We start from the raw sequence: 20,854 nt of genomic DNA on the forward strand, positions 1-20,854 counted from the left end.
ATCCGCTAAAATGAAAGTAAGTAAATATAAAAAAGGTCTGTGTTCAACCGAAAAGTTAGTTTGTAAAAATCCGCTACTATTCTTATACGAGACCGTTAGGCTTAATTTAAAAAGCGAGGGTGCACAAAATAACAGACTAAAGATTTTTATATGCCATTAAGAGCCTTGATAGATGATATCGAAATTATTTCAACTTATTTGACTTCAAATGATTGGGATGAGCTTAAAGATAGAATAAAACAAGAATCATTAGATGTAATAATATCTCAGACAGAAAAGAAAGGTTATTTACGAACCAGTAAAAACGGATTGCAACATTTTGTTCATAAAAAAGGAGAAGCACCAGAAGACTATAAAACTGAATCCCCTCAATTACTATTTATTAAAAGTCAGATTTTATTAGGGTGCAAAGAAGCAGGATGGGATGCAATTTCTGAGTATGAAGAAAGTAAATGGAGTGCGGATGTTTTAGCAATTAATGGAAAAAACAGAATTGCATTTCAGGTTCAGTGGTCACCATGCACTTATGAAAAAACAATAGCAAAACAAAAGGAATATAAAGAAGATAGTGTAAGAGGGTGTTGGTTTTTTAAAAATCCACCAAAAGAGCTTAGGGATTGGGATAAAAAACCTATTGCAAATAAAGATATACCTCTTTTTAAAATTATAGAGGCGGAGGATAAGAGTTTAAAAGTTGATTTCAATAATCAATTATTTGAAATTAGCGAGTTTGTGTTCTTTTTATTAAGCAGGAAAATTAAGTTCTGCTCGACAATGAAAGCTAGGGAAAAGCAATCTATAACGATTAATTTTTACAAAAAAAGTTGTTGGAAATGTGGAGCAAATCAGCATTCTTATTTTTTATCTGAAACTGTAAAAAGCATTTGCGGTGAAGATATGTATCTTGAGAGTGTTATGTGGGAGAATGATGCAATCGAATTTAGTCCCGTGATTCAAAATGCAATTAAAGAGTTTCTTCTAACCGACAAAGGAAAGAATATAAAGATTGGTAAGATAAAAAAACGATTCAGTAAAACGGTTGGACATTCTTATATGTCATTTGGATGTGTGAAATGTGATGCAATATTTGGTGGCTGGCATAATCATGAAGAAATAATGGAAGTTAAAATGTATGGAGCAGATATTGCCTATGAAGTTGAGTTAGAATTGCCAATAATTAGAGAGGAAAGAGAACATTGGTGTTTAAATAAAAGCAAAGAATTTTGTGAATAATAAAAACTAAGCCCAACATTTTGTATAAGTAATGGCAGGTGATGTAGTAAATATAAAGGTTTGTAATCCGCTCAAACTGCGTCGCAGTTTGACAGGAAAGTTCTACGCAATCTGCCACTACTCATACAATTTACCGTTGGTAATAATTGCCTGCGGCACGTAGAAACCGTGTTTTAACAAACACTCCTTTTCTACTAATTATTACCAAAAAAATCCTGTATAGAATAGTTCATTTTTCTCTAAAATAAGATATATTTACATTTTGTATACAATATACAATTTATGATTAATCAAGAATCTTTAAAAAGTCAAATTATAAAAGCTTTGTGGGAGTTGATTATTGAGGGACACATCAAACCAAATGAACCCCTACGAGAAACTAACTTAGCCAGTTTGTTAAACATAAGTAGAACGCCATTGAGAGAAGCACTCCAGCAACTTGAATGGGAAAACATTGTTGTATCTGAACCTAGAAAAGGATTTCGATTAGCGCCACTTTCAGAAGAAGATATTTTAGAGATTTATCCTTTAAGAGCTAAATTAGAATCGTTTGCATTAGAGCTTTCAGGCGTTCCAACAAAACATATAATAAATGAACTCTTTCAAATTAATTCAAGAATTTTAAAAGCAAAATCATCCAAAGAAATTGTAGAATTGGATGAACAATGGCACTTATTATTAATATCAAATTGTCAGAATAAGAGATTGTTAAAAATGGTAAAAACTCTTCACAGGCAATCTCAACGTTATGAATACGCCTACTTGGCAATGAATAAGACAGTAGAAAAGTCTGTTATTCAACATGAGAAAATTATTAAGTATTTACAAAAAAATCAACTTCAAAAAGCAACTGAAATTTTTGCAAAAAACAATTTAGTAGGTGTTGACTCACTGATTAACTGGTTAAAACAACAAGAAAATGAACATTAAATTAATAATTGTATTCCTTATAACCTTCCTTAGCTCACAATCAACTCTTCCTTGTACCATGTACAAAATAACTAAGAACGGTAGAACCATTGTCGGAAATAACGAAGATTTTTTAAGCCCAAATAATCAATTTTGGTTTGAAGTTGCTGGAGATAAAGATTACGGAGTAATGTATATGGGTCTTTTAAATAATTTCGCTCAAGGAGCAATTAATGATGCAGGCTTGGTTTTCGATGGTTTTGCAGAACCTGAATTGCCAATCGTAAATACAGAAGGGAAAAAACAAATTTGGGTTGGGAAAGCTATTAAAAATATCATGCAGACAATGTCTACTGTAGAGGAAGTCAAAGGTTATTTAGAAACCATCAATTTAAGTTCACTTTCAAGTAGTCAACTTGTATTTGTGGATAAATCAGGAACTTATTTAATTGTTGAAGGTGATGAATTGATTATAGGAGAAGAATCTGAAAAATCATTTTCAAATTTTTATTATTCGCAAATAAATTCTTTAGAAGATGTTACACTTCCATGGTTTAATGTAGGTCAAGAATTTTTGAAAAAAACTACTGCTAAAGCCTCTTTAAACTATTGCAGTAATGTTATGAAAAACTACAAGCAGGTAGCAAAAGATTTATTTTCTACACAATTTACTACTGTATATGATTTATCTACTTTAAAAATTAGAGTGTATCTCTACCATGATTTTACAGAGTTTATAGAAATCGATTTAAAACAAGAATTGAAAAAAGGAAACCACAACAAAATGATGGTTGATTTATTTTCTGAAACATCACTCGCTCGTAAATTTTATGACCAATATAATGATAGTAAAAACCCCATTTCATTTCTTCAAGAGCAAATGAATCCAGATATATATTCCGAGAAAGAGTTACTAAGAATGGAGTTTAATGAAACTATTAGCATATTAGGTTATGAATGGTTAAATCAGAAGAAAAACCCAGATGCAGCCATTAAGATTTTTAAATACGGTGTTACTTTAATGCCTAATAATACCGATTTATACGATAGTTTAGGGGAAGCCTATTTAATAAATAACGATTGGACTAACGCAATAAAAAATTACGCCAAATCTTTAGCATTAAACCCTGAAAACGACAATGCAATTGATCAACTTGTATCGGCAAAAAATGACCGTGAACAATTCAAAGTAAAAAAGTTTAAACAATTGGCAGATCTAATTGACCAATATGCTGAAGCTACTTTAAAAAATGGCAATATTAACTCCATAGCTTTAGCTGTTTATAAAAATGGATTAGTTTATCAAAATTATTATGGAGAAATAGATAAAGGTGCTAATAATAAACCTTCAGACAGCTCGGAATATGAAATAGCGTCAATTACCAAAACCTTTACAGGTGCTTTGGTTGCAAAAGCAGTTTTGGGTGGTAAGCTAAACTTAGACGACGATATTCGAAAGTATTTGGATGGAGATTATTCTAATTTAGAATACCAAGGTCAAGCAGTCACCATTAAAAATTTGCTCACGCATAGTATCGGTTTTGATGATGAGGATAAAAACGGATTATCCACCATAAGTAACAAAATTAATCGTGGTGCTTTAAACAGCAATGAAGTTAATTATACCATTCAAGATTTTTTTGATGAACTTAAATCAGTAAAAATCAGCCATCAACCAGGAACGGTGTACGACTATAATTCTGTGGGGCCAGAGCTTTTAGCTTATATCTTAGAAAAAGTTAACAAAACGTCCTATATCAATCAGTTGGATGTGTTTCTTAAAGACTTAGGGATGCATAATACCTATATGCAAGGTCACGATAAGACTTCAAAAAACTTAGTCAATGGCTATGCCAACGGAAACTTAACGGAAATAAATGTCAGTCCATTGTATGGTGCAGCAGGTGGCGCCATATCTACTTTGCCAGATTTAACCATTTATATAAAATATTTACTTGAACATAAAGACGAAGCTTGGGTTAAGGAAGCTTCCCGTTCTTTGTTTGTAGATGAGGAGGATGATGAGAATATAGGCTATTTATGGCAAAACATAGGTTATGCCGAGGAAGAAGGCTATTATTATTCTAAAACAGGAACCTCTAATGGAGTGCAAAGTGGTGTCTTGATTTGTCCAGATTCTGACTATGGAATGGTTGTAATTGTAAACAATACAGGAGATAAGGCATTCAATGACTGGGGAACCTTATTTTTTAGAGATATTGAACCCGACGTAATAAAGTATCCTAAAATCAATTTATATGCTTTAACCAAACCAGATTTTATTAGGAATAAAACCATAGGATTAGCAAAATTTAATACGCTTATGAAACAAAAGGACGCCTATTACAATACGGACTTATCATGGTGTTTGAACAATATAGGGTATGAGTTGCTCAACAAAAAAGAAAATAATCAGGCCATAGAAATGTTTGAATTTGCAATAGAACAAGACCCTGAAAATGCAAACCTGTATGACAGCCTTGGAGAAGCCTATTTTATAGCAAAAGAATACAATAAATCACTTTTAAACTATGAAAAATCGCTGAAGCTTAATCCGAAAAACGATAATGCTAAAGCATATATTGATAAGATTAAAAAGAAACTAAAAAGATAAAAATACTATTGCTAACTTAAGCCGTATATAATTTATTGCTGGCGTCTCGCCTACTTACGAAAGTCCTCACGGACTTTCTATCTGTGATTTATTTACTAATTTTAGTGCTTGAAACACGTTGGTAATAAGTGCCTGCAACACGTAGAAACCGTGTTTTAACAAACACTTCTTTTCTACTAATTATTACCAACGCTCTAGGTTAATTGCTCCTCTAACAACTATATTTTGTACCTTTAGCTTTCTTCGTGAACTACACACGAAACTATAAACAACAAAATATATAACAAATGAGGCACAATTATGGCTCCTCGTGAGGCTGCGCCTCACGCGCCATACACCTAGAGCGTTGTGCTTAATGTAAAAAAAACTCCGAAAATTGACAGAATTACAGAAATATATTACTTCATACTTTGGAATTACAAACCAAAATATGGACAAAATAACGTCCTTGTTCACGAAATCTGAACTGAAAAAGGGAGATTTTTTTACGAAAACTGGTCTATATTGCGAAAAACTGAGTTTTGTGCGAAGTGGTTTTATTCGAGTTTTTGCAAACTCCAATCACAAAGAAGTTACCCAATGGATTTCTACCAAGGGCTATTTCATAACCGATTTGTACAGTTTTACTTTTAAGCAGCGAGCAAAATGGAATATTCAGGCATTAACAGACTGCGAACTTTACACAATCGATAAAGAGAATTATGCACTTTTGAACAATTTGGTTCCGAATTGGGCTGAGATGGAAAAACAGTTTATTGCAGGTTGTTTCGTTCAATTAGAAGATAGAGTATTCAGTCATTTATCACTAAGTGCAGAAGAGCGTTACGACAAACTTTTTGAGAACAACAAAGAGCTTTTTAACCAAGTTCCATTGCAATATCTTGCTTCAATGCTGGGAATGTCGCCCGAAACTTTCAGCCGAATAAGAAACAAAAAGGTTTCTTGATTTTTGTCAAGAGCAAGAACTCGATTTGAACCGAACTTTGTCAAATAAATAAAAAATTATGGCAAAGCAAATTAAAACATTGATTACAATAAACGCAAGTAAAGAGAAAATATGGAAAATACTTACCGACTTTGAGAATTATCCTGAATGGAATTCATTTATAAAGTCGGTTACTGGAGAAGTAAAAGTTGGAAACCAAATTCAAATAAAATTACAGGGAATGACCTTTAAACCTATTGTATTGACCTTTAATGAAAATACAGAATTAAAATGGCTTGGTCATCTTTGGTTCAAAGGTATTTTTGACGGAGAACATAAATTCAAATTGACCGACAACGGAAACGGAACAACCAATTTTGAGCAAAGCGAGAATTTTAGTGGAATCTTGGTCAAATTGTTTTCAAAGAGTTTGGACAAGGACACTAAAAGTGGTTTTGAGAAAATGAATCTGGAATTAAAGCTACGTGCGGAAAAACACTAAGCACAACAAAACCTATAAACAATACGGGGTTAGGTTTTAAACGCTAAGGCCTGCGTATATTTATAATATCGCAAAATCTTTGGGATTTCGCTTTCGAACAAAATTTCGCTACGTGCATGGCGCAAAGTAAACGCTAGTTTGCTCCCGTACTGTTCATAGCTAAGCCGTTGGTAATAATTGCCTGCGGAACGTAGAAACCGTGTTTTAACAAACACTCCTTTTCTACTAATTATTACCAACGCTCTAGGTTAATTACTCCGCTAACAACTATATTTTGTACCTTTAGCCTTCTTCGTGAACTACACACGAAACTATAAACAACAAAATGTATAACGAATCAGGCCCAATTATGGCTTCTCGTGAGGATGCGCCTCACACGCCATACACCTAGAGCGTTGCCAACAAGTTGAAAAGACTGTATGAATAAAATAATAATAGGGCTGATTTTGATAATTGGTTCAATGAATCAAACATTTGGACAAAGCCTACAAGAAGGACAGAAACGATGGAGTTCTGAACAAAAATTAACAATTGAGGATTTTAAAATCAAAATCAGCGATGAAAATAATGATGCTGTTTATAGTCAATTTATGATTTCACACGCAATTGGTGGATTTGACTTTATGAAACGAAATCTGAATCAAAAAATAGAAAACATCTTTCTTGGAAATGCCTCTTGGATTGACACAACAAAAGTTGCTGAAATTCAAAAGCAAATTGATTTTCAACAGATGCAGTTTGACCTTGCCGAAATACACGCAAGAAAATTTAGAAAACGAGCGCTAGAGAATAAGAAAAAAATTGCAAAAGGATTTGATATAATAAGTCAAATCAACAACGAAATTATGACTGAATTTTCAGAAAGTCGTTTAAAATTGATAAAGGAAACCGTAGGTGGACAAAATGAAGAAAAAATTGAGGAATGGAAAGAAAAAATTGCGACTGAATTAAAGGGAATGTATGAGTTTCGTTACGAAAATAAAAAGAAAATAAAAAGAAAATAAAACTGAATAAATAAAACCAGTTGGCAACACCGTGTATAATTCATTGCTAATTCTAGCCTACTTGGAAATTCCTTCGGAATTTTCTCTGGTTCGTTTTTGTTTACTAATTTAGTTGCTGAAACACGCAACGAAATCATACACAAACACGTTAGGTGCAATTAAAACCAACTCATCGTTAAACAATGACACCAGAATATCGAATAGAAACTGAAAATCACATTAGAGAGTATTTTAAATCATTTGATGATATAAAAGAAATTGTGAATATTAAATGTGAAGAAACCTTTACCGATTTAGATGTTGTTGTCAACGTTTGGAATGTAAAAACTGAAAATGAAGCTTATTGGGTAGTCGAAGGAGAAAACGCACCTATGAATTTATATACTCAAAGAGAGCATTATTTTTCCGCAGACGAAGCCTATTCTTTTCATATGGGAATTACTCAACGATTAACTAAAAGACATCAAAATGATTTTAAACATATAATTGATGAAATCCCTTTAGATATTAGTCATTTAAAATCAATAAGCAGAAAGTTAAATATGGCTTCAGAAAAACTTTCGATTGATTTAGAACCTGAAGAATTTCAATCTATCGGACTTTTATGTCGAGAAAGTTTAATAGACTTATCCAAAGTACTGTGTGAAAGAAATCCTGAATTGATAAAGGAAAAAGGATTAAAAAAATCTGACTTTAAAGGTGTAGCCAACGCTTTTATAGAATTTTATATTCCTGGAAATCAAAACTCGGATTTAAGAAATTATTCCCGAAAATTAGTAGATAGTGCTTGGAGCTATAATTCAATGGTGGTTCATTCAAAAAATAAAAAATATCCAGATGCAAAAATTGCTTTATTATTTACTTCTTCAACGATTAGTTTACTTGAAAATTTATTTTTTAAACATATAGGCTTCGACCAAGAATTACCTTGTCCTGAATGTGGAAGTTTACAAATGGAATTTATAGAAATTGAAAACGATAAATTAAAACAAGTCTGCATGAAATGTGAACATGAAGAAATTTTACACCTTGAAAAAGAAGAATAACTGCACCTAACAAAGAACTGAGGTAAAAAACAAGTAAATTTTATACTTTTTTAAACCAAAATACTTTTATAATTCGTATCATAAGGTAAACCACTTTTTACTATTTCAAAGGCTTGTTTTAGTAGCTTATTGCGTACCGCTATTAGACTAACTTAAGATAAATAACCACAATTAAGACGGATTCAGAACCCACTAATCAAAGCTTAAACATATCTTTAACCGTACATTTTTGTACGGTTTTTTATTTTGTTTTATCTTGGCTTACGCTTAATAAAAAAAACAAAAATTGCTAAAAACTTCCGCTTATAACCTTTAAGGTTCCGGGTAAAAGTAGTTTTAGTTCTTTTATAACAAGTTGTACGTCATATAACAGAACCCAAATGGCAATCCCGAAAAACAAAGAAGAGCTAATTTTTGAAATCGAAAATAACTATTCCAAACTAAAAAAGGATTTGGAAATAATTCCTACTAAATTGACCAAGGAAAAGGAACTCGAAGGACACACAAAAGGAACTCAAATGAGCGTTTCAGATTTAGTCGCTTACCTCATTGGTTGGGGCGAACTCGTGTTGAAGTGGAATCGAAAAATGAACAGAAACGAAAACGTGGACTTTCCCGAAACGGGGTATAAATGGAACAAACTCGGAAGGCTTGCTCAAAAATTCTATTCGGACTATGAACATCTTGACTATAAAATGCTTTTGGACAAATTGGATAAAGTTGTCATCGAAATTTCAGATTTGATAAAAAATACTGAAAATACCGATTTGTACGAAAAAGCATGGTACAACAAATGGACTAAAGGAAAAATGATACAGTTGAATACTTCTTCACCATATAAAAATGCGAGAAGCAGAGTAAGAAAATGGAAAAAGCTAAATGAAGGAAGAATACAAACTCATAACAATACATAACTGCAATTATAGCGGGTTCGACCACCCTTCTGCTTTGCTCAGAACATAATCCACTTAGAATTGATAACTGAAATAAATACTAATGCAATCCCTAACTGATATATAAAATCGTTAGAGGCAAGCTAAACCAACAATATGAAAAAAACAATAGTAGACATTCATTGTGATTTACTAATTCATTTAACAAAACCTAACTCCAGTGTTAACGATAAAGATTTAGGATGCTCTATTCCTTACCTCAAAAAAGGAAATGTTAAGCTACAAGTAATGGCTATTTTTGCGCCAACACAACCCAACAGTCATAAAACAGGACTTGAACAAAGTGAAATTTTCAAGAATTTAAATTTAAAAGAAGAGCCTCTTTATGCTATACAAAAACAGCATTTAAAAAACTTAAATAATAGTGATAATATAGGAATGCTGGCTGCTATTGAAAATGCATCTGCTTTTTGTAGTGAGAATACTACACTTAAAGAAGGTTTTGATAATCTTGAAAACATAAGAAACAATGTTGGCAATCTTTTTTATATAGGTTTCACACACCATTCAGAAAATAGATTTGGTGGAGGAAACTATACTACCACTGGTTTAAAAAATGATGGAAAAGCTTTAATAGATTATCTAGACAATAAAAATATTGCTATTGATTTTTCACATACAAGCGACAATTTAGCTCATGATATACTAAACTATGTAGCAAAACAAAATATAAACGTTTCAATTATTGCTAGCCATTCAAATTACCGATCTGTTTTTGACCATCCACGTAATTTACCAAATGAAATAGCACAAGAAATAATAAGTAAAAAAGGGTTAATTGGTCTTAATTTTTTAAGAGCATTTGTTAATAACGAAGACCCTAAAACGCTTCAAAAACATATTGAATACGGAATTAATTTAGGTGCCCATGATGCAATATGCTATGGTGCAGACTATTTTTATCATAAAAGTCACCCTGACAAATCAAGAATACCATTTTTCTTCAAAGAGCATGAAAATGCAACCTGTTATCAAGAAATAAACTCAGTTATTGAAGAAAAGTTTGGTGCTGAAATAGGTAACAATATTAGTTACAAAAATGTTATTAATTTCTTAATGAAACAGTGGGAATAATGAATTTACAAAAAGATTATTATTTAGAGAATTCAAGGGTATTATTAAAACCTTTGGTAATAGAAGACACTAACAAATTAGCTAATATTGCTATTAACGAACCTGACTTATGGAATTATACATTGAATAAACCTAATTCAGAGAAAAAACTAAATACATACATAACAAATGTGATAGCTGATAGAAAAAATGGAGTTTCTTATGCTTTTAGTGTTTATGACAAACAAAAGCAAGCCTACGCTGGGTGCACAAGAGTTTATGAAATTAATTCTATTCACAAAACTTGTGCTATCGGATATACTTGGTATAGTAAAAATTTTCAAGGAACTGGTCTTAATAAAAACTGTAAATACTTATTGTTTAAGTTTGCTTTTGAAGAATTATTAATGGAAAGAATTCAATTTCGAGCTGATAAAAATAACATTAGAAGTATAAATGCTATTAAAAGCTTAGGTTGTAAAGAAGAAGGGGGTTTGAGAAGTAATATGTATAAACCAGATGGAACAAGAAGGAATAGTATGATTTTAAGTATTTTAAAAAATGAATGGCTCAATTCTGAGAAAAAAAAGTTAAAAGATAAAATAGAAATTCATCACTAATAAAAAACGTATATAAAAAATTATTCGTTTTAAACTAAACAAGAAATCATTGAACGTTTACTACTTCTAAAAACCAATAAATGAACAAAACATTAAAAATAAGCTTAATAATAGTACTAACAATAGGTGTGTTATTCTCATATTTTTTATGGCGATTTCTTGGAAAACCTTATTATAAAATAACCCTTCTTGGAACAGAATATGTAGAGAATTCTGACGAGTTAAAATATGTTAATGAACAACTTGAAGATGACCTCTATCTAATTAAAAAATATAAATACTCAAAAGATGTTATGCTAATTGGTTTTGGCGGCGGCGGAAGTAGAACTGATGATTATTATTCTTACGGTATTGCCGATAAAAACAAAAACACCCTATTGAATCCTAAATATCAATTTCTAAATACTAAAACAAACTCGCATAAAGAATTAATTATATACGGACTTCCGTATGTAGAAAAAGGAAATGAAAAGACGATGTTTTATAAAATTGTAAACGGACAAATAGAATTGATTAAAGAAGAAAATAGTTGGTAACAATGTATAGTTGAAATATACTTTTTTTAACTCTATATTTTTGTATGTTTTCTATTTTGTTTTACCTTGGCTAATACTTAATAAAAGAGAATAAAATTGCTATCAACTTCCTTTTCTTATTTCCTAAACAAGTTTGCTTTAATTATAATGAGATACTACAATATAATATTTATTTTATTGCTTTTTCAAAGCTGTAATACAACTACACTTTCAGAAAAAGAAGCTAATAACATTTCAAATATACAAGTTGAAATATTGATTGAAGATGGTATTAAAGAAACATCGTTGAATAAAATTAATGCTTATATATCCAATGGTGAAAAAAGAATTATTAACGAAAACATAAAGATTCTATTAAACGGAAAACCATTAAAATTGTTTGTTAGAACTGGAAATTATTATGATAAATATCCTGTTTATTTGACAGATAATCTAGTACGAAGAGAATCCTACTACTTTGAAATAATTTTACCAGACAGTACTAGATATCCAATAGCTTATATAAAGCCTAGTAAAATAACATCAGAATTCAGTTTTCCAAAAAATATACCTTTAGATGAAGACTTCGTACTAGACTGGAAAACTAATAATATATCAGCAAATGTAGAATTATGGAAACTAGTACATCAAAAAGATAAACCAAATACGCACTCGGGAGGAAAATATGCAGAATCAACAATTCATCATACTATAAATACTGAAAATGGAAACTACAAAGTGCCAAAATTGTTTTATGAAGATTCTTTAACAATTGCTGATTATTTAAAAATTCGAATTAGCAGTAGGGAAAGTGGATTGACAAACCCTAAATTAATAACAAATAGTAAAATTTTATATACTTATGTAATAGAAAAAACAATTAGTTTGGAAAATTAACCAATTTTTGTTTTTTCGTTTTACAAAATAAAAACACTTATAAACATCTTAAAAACTATTGTTAACCAAATAAAATAACTGATAAAAAATATGGCAAGAATATATTACGATGAAAAAAAACTATACGGAAAACCGTTTAAATCAACTATTCTTAATATCAATTCTTTCAAGCACATATTTGAGAATACAATTATTCCAAAAAACTTTCCGAAAAAAATTGAATTTACTAATTCTAAAAAAGAGGTTTTTAAAACGTTACTTTTATATACAGACGATATTGAATATAATTCAAGCAAACGTAAAGTTTATATTCCAAATTCAATCATATTTTATGATTACGAAGATTATAACTTCCCTACAGAGTTTTATTTTATTGTCAGAGTTGAAAACCAAATTGAAATAAGAAAGTGTAATGGTGGGAAAGATGTAAAATGGTTTCACATTCCAGATATGCATAAACCTGTTTGTGATTTAAAAATTATAACTAAAGTAGAAGCTACTTTCTCAGAACTCATTAAACTCGTAGAAGAAAACTTAAAAAGAGAAAAAAACTCGAATAAAAAAGTAAACACAAAAAAAGAGTGTCCATCTATAAATAATATTCAGCGAGAAGCATACCAAGAACTGGCAGAAATATGTGTTTCAAACAAAAAAGAACGCATTTTAAACCACATAAAAACTCTTAAAAATTATGATAATGACAGTGAATATTTTACAACACTTAATTATCTAATAGACCTTTTAGAAGATGACGATATTTCGTTTATTATAAGATTAGACTGGAAAGCTGATATTAAAGATTTAGAATGGTTTTTAAAATCAACATTAAAAGATAATTATAACTTATCTATTGACTTACCCAGTCCTAATGATTATACAAAAAACGCATCTGTTTCTTTTGATAACGTTTTTGAGGATTTCGACAAACCTTTAAGACAAAATAACCTTCAATTAGGTTTTATAGATACTCAATCAGACGAATATGTTTTTATTTTACATAAAATTACAGATAAAGAAAAAATACAAAAACTTATTAAGCTTATTGGATACAACTATTACGAAAAATAAAAAGTTATTTAAGTTACAAACACTAATTATATAGTTATTTAATGAACTTAATTACAAACCACCCATATTTATCAACAATCATAATCATACTTGTTTTGAATTCTATAATTAAAAAAATTACACGAGCTAAACATTCTCCTCTTCTAAAAGCATTCTTGTTTATAATGGCAATTATCTCTCAAGCTTGTAGTCCTTTTGCAGGTCCTGTAGATAAATCTATTTCAGATTCCTATTACTATTCAAAATCAAAAAGTAACATCTGTTATTCTCCTATGGGAAATTGGTTTGAATTGGGTAATACCAAAATAAATGCAGATGTTGAGAGTTTTAAAGTTTTAGGAAGAGATTTTGGGAAAGACAAGAATCATTTATACTTTAAAACTCATATTATAGATAATGAAGTAGATATCGCTACTTTCTATGTTGATGATGATAATTACATCTGTTTTGATAAAGACCATGTATATAGAGCTTTAAATTATTTACCTCACGACTTTACTCAAACAAATCAAGAGAAAAAGCATTTATGGAAAGTTGCTAAAGCTAATCCGAAAACATTTCAAAGAATTGATAGTGACTGGTCTAAAGACGACAAACTTTATTTTTATAATTATGTTCCTATTGATGTGGATTATAACTCTTTTACTATTTTAAATAACAGCTTTGCTAAAGACAAAAACCAAGTATATTCTTTAAAAAACTATGAATTGTTAGCTTCTTCAATAAACCCTACTACAACAAAAAAAATCAACAGTAGATATATTGCAGATAAAAACAATATTTATGATTTTCAAGAATATGTAAATGGTAAAAAGGTAGATTCTCTCACTTCTATACCCTACCAAAATATTGATAATTTAACCATATTAGAAGATAAGTTTCTTCTATTTGATAATAAGGTTATGTATGATGGAATTATAATTGAAAAAGCTGATGCTTCGTCTTTTCAAATCATTCAATTTCCTTACTCTAAAGACAAAAATCATGTGTTTTATCACGAGGAGGTTATTGAAAAAGCTGATCCTAATACCTTCAGTATCTTTGAAACATCTTTTTACTCAAAAGATAAAAACCATGTATTCGTTTATGGGAAACTATTAAAAGATGCTGATGTAGCTACTTTTGGACCAGTAAACAAAAAACATTCTTTATTGTATAAAGATAAAAATCATACTTATCGTGGTGATCAGATTGTAGAGAACAATTAAACCTACTATTTAATATTAACTAAATGAAAAATAAACATGAAATACGGATACACTATACTTTATGTTGAGAATGTAAAAAAGACGATTAGCTTTTATGAAAAAGCTTTTGGTTTTACCCAAAAATTTATCACACCAGAAAACGATTATGGAGAGTTAATCTCAGGAGAAACAACCATTGCTTTTGCTTCTTACGAATTAGGAAAATCTAACTTTAAAAAAAAAATTAAGAAAGTAAGTTCATCTGACAAACCTTTTGGAGTAGAAATGGTTTTTGTGTCTGAAAATATAGAAGCAGATTTTAAAAAGGCTATTGATATGGGAGCTATTGAATTTGAACCAATCAAAGAAAAACCTTGGGGACAAAAAGTAGGCTACGTAAGAGACATTAATGGTTTTTTAATAGAAATTTGTTCGCCTATAAAAACTTAAGCAACTTTAATTCCCCTTATATTTATTTTGAAACCTGATATTCACTCGGGTTTTTACCTGTGTATTTTTTAAATGTCCTATTAAAATGGCTAGAGTCTGTAAAACCAATTTTATCAGCTACTTCACTTATACTTAAACTACTTTGCTTTAATAAACTTTCAGCCATTTTAATTTTGGTCTCCATTATATAACGCTGTAACGATATACCTGTATGTTTTTTTATAAAAATCCCCACATAGTTTGGCGATAAATGAAAAGCTTCTGCTATAGTGCTAACTTTTATCAGGTCTTTGTTTTGTACGTTTTGTCTTATATACGTCAGCATTAAATCAACTTTATTCTTATCATAAACATCTCCACTATTTTTTAATGTCGACTTTAGGTTTCTGGACAGTATTATTAACAAAGCACCAAACAATTCAGTCAATACATTACGGCTATAGGTTAACGGACTATGCAATTCACTTTTAATTAAATGATAAAGCCTAAAGAGCTGTTCTTTATCCGTAGCACAGCTAATCACACTTTTGGCAACAATATTTCGATGAAAAATTACAGACTCTAAATTCTTTCTCCAATAATTACTTGTAGAAAAAGTTGCTTTTTCTATAAACATCTGTTCTGTAAATTTTACCACACCAAATTTTGTAGGTTCCCCTATAATAAACTCATGCTCATCCTTTGGAGTTAAAAAAAACAAATCTCCTTCTTTATAATCTATAACACTTTCATTTAAAACATGCTTACCGCTTCCTTTCAAAACAAAAGTTAGTTCAAAAAAATGATGTTTATGTCTTGGGTACCCCCACTCCTTCTCTGCTTCAAACTCAAATACATCTAAGTTCTTGGTAATATAAAAACGCTGTGTCATCAGAATGTTTTTATACAAATATACAATGTATTTATACAATAAAATAGCCAAAATCTACTAGTAATTTTGCAGTCACAACAGTTAATTAAACAGAATTAAAATGAAAAAAAACAGCATTATAGTATTTGTTATCATAGCATTAAGCTTAACATTAAATGCTTGTAAAAAAGAGCAAAAGAACACAAATAAAGCAACCTCTAGTTCTTCAAAAACAGAGACTACAGTAAAGAAAAGCTATTGGCCGAATAAAGCACAATTAGTTATTTCTTTTTCAATGCAGTTTGAAACAGGAGGACAACCTGAAGGAGCTGAAAGTCCTTTTTCAGGAAACCCTTTACCTAAAGGAAATCCTGACTTGCCTGCTGAAAGCTGGTTTCGTTATGGAGCTAGAGAAGGCATGTGGCGAATGATGGATTTATGGGATAAACATGGAATAAAAGTAACCTCACATGTTGTAGGTGAAGCGGCAATAAAATACCCTGAAATTGCTAAAGCGATGGCTAATAGAGGGCACGAAATAGCTGCTCACGGAATTGCATGGGACGATCAATGGAATTTAAGTTACGAAGAAGAACTTGCCTTTGTTAAAAAAGGAATTGATACCGTAGAAGCCATAACAGGAAAAAGAGGACGTGGATACAATGCCAACTGGTTACGTAGAAGTTCTAATACATTAAAAGTTTTACAAGAACTTGACTTTTTATACCACATTGATGATGTAAGCCGTGATGAACCTTTTATTACCAAAGTAAGAGGTAAAAACTTTGTTGTTATGCCATACACTCTACGCAACAATGATATTGTAAATATAGCCGGTAAAAACTGGTCGCCAGATCAATTTCTTTTTCAATTAAAAACAGAGTTTAATCAACTTTATAAAGAAGGAGCTTCTAAAAGAAGAATGATGAGCGTAAGCCTACATGACAGAATTGGAGGAACACCAGCTGTAGTAAATGTTGTAAATCAATTTATTGAATATGCAAAACAGCATGAAGGAGTTGTGTTTATGCGTAAAGATGACATTGCAAAAATGGTCATAAACGACCCTAACACTCCTATTGATAATGCTGAACTAAAGTTTAACCAATAAAAATATAAACATGAAACATTTAATTTCTCTATACTTTGTATTATGTACACTAACTGTTATCAATGCACAAAGTAAGTTACCTTTTCAATTAGAAAAAGACTGGGAGTTAGAAGGTTTGAAAAACCCTGAAAGTGTAGTTTTCGATACATCAAACCAAGTATTATACGTATCTAATATAAATGGTGCTCCAACAGACAAAGATGGTAATGGTTTTATTTCTAAAATAAGTTTAGAAGGAAAACTACTGGAACTAGAATGGCTTAAAGGTTTTGATGCACCAAAAGGGCTGACTATTTACAAAGGAAAGCTGTATACTACCGATATAAATACTATTGTTGAAATTGATATAGCTACTAAACAAGTACAACGTTTTACAGCCAAAGATGCTACTTTTCTCAATGATATTGTTGCTGACAAAAAAGGAAATGTCTATGCTTCTAACACCTTTGGTTTTAGTGGAATTTACAAACTACCAGTAAAAGGTAAAAGAAGGGTTGAGTTGTGGTTAAAAAACGATAGTTTAAATATGCCCAATGGCTTACTTATAGAAAAAAACAACTTAATAGCTGCTGGTTGGGGCATGGATTTAGACCCTAAAACATTTGCTACTAAAACACCAGGTCGTTTAGTTAAAATAAACTTGAAAACAAAAAACATTGAATTTATGAGTAAACCTTTCGGAAACTTAGATGGGTTGAGTGAAACACTCCATGGTTTTCTTATTACTGATTGGTTTGCCGGTAGCTTGCTTTACTTCAAAAAAGGTTATGATAAAGGTCAAAAAGTAATCGACTTACCTCAAGGAAGTGCTGATACTTATTTTGATAAAACTGCTAAAACACTATACATTCCATTAATGTTGAATAATAAGTTATTAAAGTATCATTTTAAAAAGTAATAACATGAAAACCACACCTAAACAAACAGCGTATGCTTTACTACGTATTACCATGGGGATCAACTTTTTCGGACATGGAGTAACAAGACTGCCAAAAATACCTTCATTTCGTGATTGGATGGTAAGCCAATTTCAAGAAAGCATACTTCCAGAGTCTCTTGTGTATGCTTGGGCTAGCGTACTACCCTTCATTGAGTTTTTTATAGGTATCCTATTAATCATTGGTCTATTTACTTACAGAACAGCTATAATAGGCGCTATTGTCATTGCAATACTTATTCTTGGCTCGTGTTTAACAGAGCATTGGGAATGGGCAGGTGGTCAAATGTTATATGCCTTGTTTTACTTCTTTATTATAAGTCAAGTATCAGAAAATAAATGGTCTCTCGACAATAAATTATTAGCATCAAAAAGTTACACCCCCGTAAATAATTAAAATAAATGAGTTCACAATATCAAACAGAAAGGTTAATCATACGACCAACAAATACTGAAGATACCAACTTTATTTTCAATTTATTTAACTCTCCTAAATGGATTGAAAACATTGGAGATAGAAACGTAACTTCAACTACTCATGCAAAGCAATATATTGAAACAGTTATGCTTGAGCAACTCAAACAATTAGGGTATTCTAGCTATACTGTAATTAGACAATCTGATAATGAAAAAATAGGAACTGTTGGTCTATATAATCGTGATGGTGTAGATGGAATTGATTTTGGTTTTGCTTTTTTACCCCAATTTGAAGGTAAAGGATATGCTTTTGAAAGTGCTTCTAAAATAAAAGAAGTAGCTGTAAATGAGTTCAAAATTCAAAACCTAGTGGCTATTACACGTCCTAGTAATACTGGTTCACAAAAATTACTCAATAAATTAGGTTTCAACTTCAAAAAAGACATCATTCTTCCTAAACATGAGTTTAAAGAATGGCTTTTATATACTATAAACAAATAACAAAACTCTTATGAAAGTAGCAACAATAAACACAGCAGGTAATTGGTCTCCTTTTTGGACAGAGTCATTAAAAAAAGCGGCTCTATTAGGAACTAATTGTCATGAAATTGGACAAAAATTATTGTTAGAAAACAAACGAATTAAAGTATGGAATATTCAGTTAAAAGCTGGTAGCACACTATCTTTTCATAAACACGACAAACCATATTTTTATGTTTGTCATACAAAAGGTATCTCACGCTCCTATTATTCAAACGGCTCTATAATTGAAACACAATATGAACCTAATGATATTAAATACTTTAAAGATTTAAACGCCGAAAATTTCTTTATACACAACTTGGAAAATATTGGTAACACTACCCTACATTTTACAACTGTTGAATTCACATAATAACACAATATATTTTTACAAATAGAGCATGTAATTATACAACAAAAACATCTCTAAACAACAGTAAATTTGTAGTATTAAATAATTAAAACTTTATAAATCATGGCTTTTGAAAAGTTATATCAAACATATAATAAAAATAGTTTAACATTAAAAAACAGGTTTTTAATGGCTCCTATGACTCGCTCTAGAAGCTCTCAACCTGGTGATATCCCTAACAAATTAATGGCGGAGTATTACGGACAAAGAGCTTCCGCTGGAATAATTATATCTGAAGCTACTCAGGTATCGTTACAAGGAAAAGGGTATGCAAAAACACCTGGAATCTATACGCAAGAACAAATAGAAGCTTGGAAATTAATTACAGAAGAAGTACATAAAAAAGGAAGTAAAATATTTTTACAACTATGGCATGTTGGCCGTGTATCTAGTTCTAAAGTAAACGGATTGCAACCTGTAGCTCCTTCTGAAAAAGCTGCTAAAGAAATTAGCGTTTATATTTTTGACGGTGCTCCAAATGGTGATGCAACTTTTGTGCCTGTAGAAGAGCCTAGAGCAATGACAAAAGATGATATTACCCAAGTAATTGAAGAATTCAGGATAGGAGCAAAAAATGCTATTGAAGCAGGTTTTGACGGTGTTGAGATTCACGGGGCTAACGGATATTTAATCGATCAATTTCTAAGAAGTAACTCTAATCTACGAACAGACGAATACGGAGGAACCAAAGAAAATAGAGTACGTTTGTTAACTGAAATCACTCAGGCAGTTGCTCAAGAAATAGGTAGTGAAAAAACTGGCGTTCGCCTCTCTCCTTTTATTAGTTTTAAAGATATGAATGATCCTGAAATATTAGATACTATAATGATTGCGACCCAAGAGCTTGAAAAAATTGGAGTTACCTACTTGCATTTATGTGAAGCAGACTGGGATGATGCTCCTGAAATTCCTAATAACTTTAGAGAGAACTTACGTAAAGCATTTAGCAGAACTATTATTGCTACAGGAAACAAAACACCAGGGCAAGGAGAAGATTTATTAAAAAAAGATTTAGTTGACCTAATTGGTTTTGGACGCAATTTTTTAACCAACCCTGATTATCCGGCAAGAGTTAAACAAAATGCTCCACTAAACAAAATTATTGATACACATACGTTATTTGGTGGAGGTGATGCAAGAGGTTATACAGACTATCCGTTTTTAAAATAAATAAACTATGAATACTATTGAAGAAAAAATAAAAGCATTAGGCCTAAAACTACCAACTCCCAAACCTGGAGTTGGGGCTTATAAAGCTTGGACTATTTTCTCAAATAATATTGTTTGTACATCAGGACAAATTCCATGGAAAGAAGAAAAAGTAGCTTTTGTAGGTAGACTAGGAGATCAGGTAACTACAAAACAAGGAGCTCTTTCTGCTCAATTATGCGCTTTACACGCTATTGCACAATTAAAAGAAGCCACTAATGGTGATTTAACTAGAGTTAAACAAATTATTAGGGTTGAAGGTACCATTTATACTTCTCCAAGTTTTAGTGAACATTCGCAAGTATTAGATGGTGCAAGCAACCTTTTTAATGAAGTATTTGGATAAAAAGGCAGACATACTAGAACAGCTCAAGGTACGAATGCTTCGCCCCTTAATGCTAGTACTCTAATTTATATTTT

General features: G+C 30.9%; 23 protein-coding genes and 1 pseudogene. 22 read left to right on the plus strand and 2 right to left on the minus strand.

Annotated elements, in window-relative coordinates; genetic code table 11:
• Nucleotides 1-150: 150 nt before the first annotated feature.
• The 7 genes from C7448_RS11015 (at nucleotide 151) to C7448_RS11045 (ending at nucleotide 8,233) form a co-directional block, all read left to right on the plus strand.
• The gene (locus C7448_RS11015; protein ID WP_115901431.1) at nucleotides 151-1,233 is read left to right on the plus strand and encodes a competence protein CoiA family protein; all 1,083 of its coding nucleotides are present in this window, start codon (nucleotides 151-153) and stop codon (nucleotides 1,231-1,233) included.
• 282 nt (nucleotides 1,234-1,515) lie between these two features.
• The gene (locus C7448_RS11020) at nucleotides 1,516-2,163 is read left to right on the plus strand and encodes a GntR family transcriptional regulator (RefSeq protein WP_115901432.1); all 648 of its coding nucleotides are present in this window, start codon (nucleotides 1,516-1,518) and stop codon (nucleotides 2,161-2,163) included.
• Entirely contained in the window at nucleotides 2,153-4,756 is a 2,604-nt protein-coding gene (locus C7448_RS11025; RefSeq protein ID WP_115901433.1) for a serine hydrolase, read from the plus strand. The genes C7448_RS11020 and C7448_RS11025 overlap by 11 nt, the downstream gene beginning before the upstream one ends.
• Nucleotides 4,757-5,132: 376 nt before the next feature.
• The gene (locus tag C7448_RS11030) at nucleotides 5,133-5,702 is read left to right on the plus strand and encodes a Crp/Fnr family transcriptional regulator (RefSeq protein ID WP_115901434.1); all 570 of its coding nucleotides are present in this window, start codon (nucleotides 5,133-5,135) and stop codon (nucleotides 5,700-5,702) included.
• Between the two features lie 58 nt (nucleotides 5,703-5,760).
• Nucleotides 5,761-6,183 carry an SRPBCC domain-containing protein gene (locus C7448_RS11035; RefSeq protein ID WP_115901435.1) on the plus strand — a complete coding sequence of 141 codons (423 nt, stop codon included), beginning with the start codon at nucleotides 5,761-5,763 and terminating at the stop codon, nucleotides 6,181-6,183.
• A gap of 419 nt (nucleotides 6,184-6,602) precedes the next feature.
• Nucleotides 6,603-7,187: a hypothetical protein gene (locus tag C7448_RS11040; protein ID WP_115901436.1), complete on the plus strand. Its 585-nt coding sequence runs from the start codon at nucleotides 6,603-6,605 to the stop codon at nucleotides 7,185-7,187.
• A 182-nt stretch (nucleotides 7,188-7,369) separates the two neighbouring features.
• Nucleotides 7,370-8,233: a hypothetical protein gene (locus C7448_RS11045; protein ID WP_115901437.1), complete on the plus strand. Its 864-nt coding sequence runs from the start codon at nucleotides 7,370-7,372 to the stop codon at nucleotides 8,231-8,233.
• 50 nt (nucleotides 8,234-8,283) lie between these two features.
• Here the strand turns inward: C7448_RS11045 and C7448_RS16225 are convergent.
• Nucleotides 8,284-8,385 (minus strand): annotated as a pseudogene (locus C7448_RS16225) (IS110 family transposase); the annotation flags it as partial.
• A gap of 228 nt (nucleotides 8,386-8,613) precedes the next feature.
• Between C7448_RS16225 and C7448_RS11055 the strand changes: the two are divergent.
• From C7448_RS11055 to C7448_RS11090, 8 genes are all read left to right on the plus strand, one after another.
• Nucleotides 8,614-9,147: a ClbS/DfsB family four-helix bundle protein gene (locus C7448_RS11055; RefSeq protein ID WP_115901438.1), complete on the plus strand. Its 534-nt coding sequence runs from the start codon at nucleotides 8,614-8,616 to the stop codon at nucleotides 9,145-9,147.
• 135 nt (nucleotides 9,148-9,282) lie between these two features.
• Nucleotides 9,283-10,260 carry a dipeptidase gene (locus tag C7448_RS11060; protein ID WP_115901439.1) on the plus strand — a complete coding sequence of 326 codons (978 nt, stop codon included), beginning with the start codon at nucleotides 9,283-9,285 and terminating at the stop codon, nucleotides 10,258-10,260.
• Nucleotides 10,260-10,859, plus strand: coding sequence for a GNAT family N-acetyltransferase (locus C7448_RS11065; protein ID WP_115901440.1), 600 nt, complete (start codon nucleotides 10,260-10,262; stop codon nucleotides 10,857-10,859). The genes C7448_RS11060 and C7448_RS11065 overlap by 1 nt, the downstream gene beginning before the upstream one ends.
• 80 nt (nucleotides 10,860-10,939) lie before the next feature.
• A complete protein-coding gene (locus tag C7448_RS11070; protein ID WP_115901441.1) occupies nucleotides 10,940-11,395 on the plus strand; it encodes a hypothetical protein in 456 nt (151 codons plus the stop codon).
• Nucleotides 11,396-11,542: 147 nt separating this feature from the next.
• Nucleotides 11,543-12,271 (plus strand): hypothetical protein, encoded by a 729-nt coding sequence (locus C7448_RS11075; protein ID WP_115901442.1) that lies wholly within the window; start codon nucleotides 11,543-11,545, stop codon nucleotides 12,269-12,271.
• A gap of 90 nt (nucleotides 12,272-12,361) precedes the next feature.
• The gene (locus tag C7448_RS11080; protein ID WP_115901443.1) at nucleotides 12,362-13,339 is read left to right on the plus strand and encodes a DUF6630 family protein; all 978 of its coding nucleotides are present in this window, start codon (nucleotides 12,362-12,364) and stop codon (nucleotides 13,337-13,339) included.
• A gap of 164 nt (nucleotides 13,340-13,503) precedes the next feature.
• Nucleotides 13,504-14,547 (plus strand): DKNYY domain-containing protein, encoded by a 1,044-nt coding sequence (locus tag C7448_RS11085; protein ID WP_170137035.1) that lies wholly within the window; start codon nucleotides 13,504-13,506, stop codon nucleotides 14,545-14,547.
• A 36-nt stretch (nucleotides 14,548-14,583) separates the two neighbouring features.
• The gene (locus tag C7448_RS11090; RefSeq protein WP_115901445.1) at nucleotides 14,584-14,976 is read left to right on the plus strand and encodes a VOC family protein; all 393 of its coding nucleotides are present in this window, start codon (nucleotides 14,584-14,586) and stop codon (nucleotides 14,974-14,976) included.
• A gap of 22 nt (nucleotides 14,977-14,998) precedes the next feature.
• On the opposite strand, the gene C7448_RS11095 is transcribed toward C7448_RS11090, so the two are convergent.
• The gene (locus C7448_RS11095) at nucleotides 14,999-15,847 is read right to left on the minus strand and encodes an AraC family transcriptional regulator (RefSeq protein WP_115901446.1); all 849 of its coding nucleotides are present in this window, start codon (nucleotides 15,845-15,847) and stop codon (nucleotides 14,999-15,001) included.
• Nucleotides 15,848-15,947: 100 nt separating this feature from the next.
• Between C7448_RS11095 and C7448_RS11100 the strand changes: the two genes are divergently transcribed.
• The 7 genes from C7448_RS11100 to C7448_RS11130 all read left to right on the plus strand — a co-directional run bounded on the left by C7448_RS11100 (nucleotide 15,948) and on the right by C7448_RS11130 (nucleotide 20,780).
• Entirely contained in the window at nucleotides 15,948-16,937 is a 990-nt protein-coding gene (locus tag C7448_RS11100) for a polysaccharide deacetylase family protein (protein ID WP_115901447.1), read from the plus strand.
• 10 nt (nucleotides 16,938-16,947) lie between these two features.
• Nucleotides 16,948-17,835 carry an SMP-30/gluconolactonase/LRE family protein gene (locus C7448_RS11105; RefSeq protein WP_115901448.1) on the plus strand — a complete coding sequence of 296 codons (888 nt, stop codon included), beginning with the start codon at nucleotides 16,948-16,950 and terminating at the stop codon, nucleotides 17,833-17,835.
• A 4-nt stretch (nucleotides 17,836-17,839) separates the two neighbouring features.
• A complete protein-coding gene (locus tag C7448_RS11110; RefSeq protein WP_115901449.1) occupies nucleotides 17,840-18,271 on the plus strand; it encodes a DoxX family protein in 432 nt (143 codons plus the stop codon).
• Between the two features lie 5 nt (nucleotides 18,272-18,276).
• Nucleotides 18,277-18,792, plus strand: coding sequence for a GNAT family N-acetyltransferase (locus C7448_RS11115; RefSeq protein ID WP_115901450.1), 516 nt, complete (start codon nucleotides 18,277-18,279; stop codon nucleotides 18,790-18,792).
• A gap of 10 nt (nucleotides 18,793-18,802) precedes the next feature.
• On the plus strand, nucleotides 18,803-19,186 hold the full coding sequence (locus C7448_RS11120) for a cupin domain-containing protein (RefSeq protein WP_115901451.1): 384 nt from the start codon (nucleotides 18,803-18,805) through the stop codon (nucleotides 19,184-19,186).
• A 102-nt stretch (nucleotides 19,187-19,288) separates the two neighbouring features.
• Complete coding sequence (locus C7448_RS11125) at nucleotides 19,289-20,395, plus strand: alkene reductase (protein ID WP_115901452.1); 1,107 nt, start codon at nucleotides 19,289-19,291, stop codon at nucleotides 20,393-20,395.
• 7 nt (nucleotides 20,396-20,402) lie between these two features.
• Nucleotides 20,403-20,780, plus strand: coding sequence for a RidA family protein (locus C7448_RS11130; RefSeq protein ID WP_115901453.1), 378 nt, complete (start codon nucleotides 20,403-20,405; stop codon nucleotides 20,778-20,780).
• The last annotated feature ends 74 nt before the right edge of the window (nucleotides 20,781-20,854 follow it).

This window comes from Tenacibaculum gallaicum (assembly GCF_003387615.1).
Taxonomy (GTDB): Bacteria; Bacteroidota; Bacteroidia; order Flavobacteriales; family Flavobacteriaceae; genus Polaribacter; species Polaribacter gallaicus.

Coding starts and splice junctions, on each gene's coding strand:
- C7448_RS11015 (WP_115901431.1), top strand. CDS start 151: ATGCCATTAAGAGCCTTGATAGATGATATCGAAATTATTTCAACTTAT.
- C7448_RS11020 (WP_115901432.1), top strand. CDS start 1,516: ATGATTAATCAAGAATCTTTAAAAAGTCAAATTATAAAAGCTTTGTGG.
- C7448_RS11025 (WP_115901433.1), top strand. CDS start 2,153: ATGAACATTAAATTAATAATTGTATTCCTTATAACCTTCCTTAGCTCA.
- C7448_RS11035 (WP_115901435.1), top strand. CDS start 5,761: ATGGCAAAGCAAATTAAAACATTGATTACAATAAACGCAAGTAAAGAG.
- C7448_RS11040 (WP_115901436.1), top strand. CDS start 6,603: ATGAATAAAATAATAATAGGGCTGATTTTGATAATTGGTTCAATGAAT.
- C7448_RS11045 (WP_115901437.1), top strand. CDS start 7,370: ATGACACCAGAATATCGAATAGAAACTGAAAATCACATTAGAGAGTAT.
- C7448_RS11055 (WP_115901438.1), top strand. CDS start 8,614: ATGGCAATCCCGAAAAACAAAGAAGAGCTAATTTTTGAAATCGAAAAT.
- C7448_RS11060 (WP_115901439.1), top strand. CDS start 9,283: ATGAAAAAAACAATAGTAGACATTCATTGTGATTTACTAATTCATTTA.
- C7448_RS11065 (WP_115901440.1), top strand. CDS start 10,260: ATGAATTTACAAAAAGATTATTATTTAGAGAATTCAAGGGTATTATTA.
- C7448_RS11070 (WP_115901441.1), top strand. CDS start 10,940: ATGAACAAAACATTAAAAATAAGCTTAATAATAGTACTAACAATAGGT.
- C7448_RS11075 (WP_115901442.1), top strand. CDS start 11,543: ATGAGATACTACAATATAATATTTATTTTATTGCTTTTTCAAAGCTGT.
- C7448_RS11080 (WP_115901443.1), top strand. CDS start 12,362: ATGGCAAGAATATATTACGATGAAAAAAAACTATACGGAAAACCGTTT.
- C7448_RS11085 (WP_170137035.1), top strand. CDS start 13,504: ATGGCAATTATCTCTCAAGCTTGTAGTCCTTTTGCAGGTCCTGTAGAT.
- C7448_RS11090 (WP_115901445.1), top strand. CDS start 14,584: ATGAAATACGGATACACTATACTTTATGTTGAGAATGTAAAAAAGACG.
- C7448_RS11095 (WP_115901446.1), bottom strand. CDS start 15,847: ATGACACAGCGTTTTTATATTACCAAGAACTTAGATGTATTTGAGTTT.
- C7448_RS11100 (WP_115901447.1), top strand. CDS start 15,948: ATGAAAAAAAACAGCATTATAGTATTTGTTATCATAGCATTAAGCTTA.
- C7448_RS11105 (WP_115901448.1), top strand. CDS start 16,948: ATGAAACATTTAATTTCTCTATACTTTGTATTATGTACACTAACTGTT.
- C7448_RS11110 (WP_115901449.1), top strand. CDS start 17,840: ATGAAAACCACACCTAAACAAACAGCGTATGCTTTACTACGTATTACC.
- C7448_RS11115 (WP_115901450.1), top strand. CDS start 18,277: ATGAGTTCACAATATCAAACAGAAAGGTTAATCATACGACCAACAAAT.
- C7448_RS11120 (WP_115901451.1), top strand. CDS start 18,803: ATGAAAGTAGCAACAATAAACACAGCAGGTAATTGGTCTCCTTTTTGG.
- C7448_RS11125 (WP_115901452.1), top strand. CDS start 19,289: ATGGCTTTTGAAAAGTTATATCAAACATATAATAAAAATAGTTTAACA.
- C7448_RS11130 (WP_115901453.1), top strand. CDS start 20,403: ATGAATACTATTGAAGAAAAAATAAAAGCATTAGGCCTAAAACTACCA.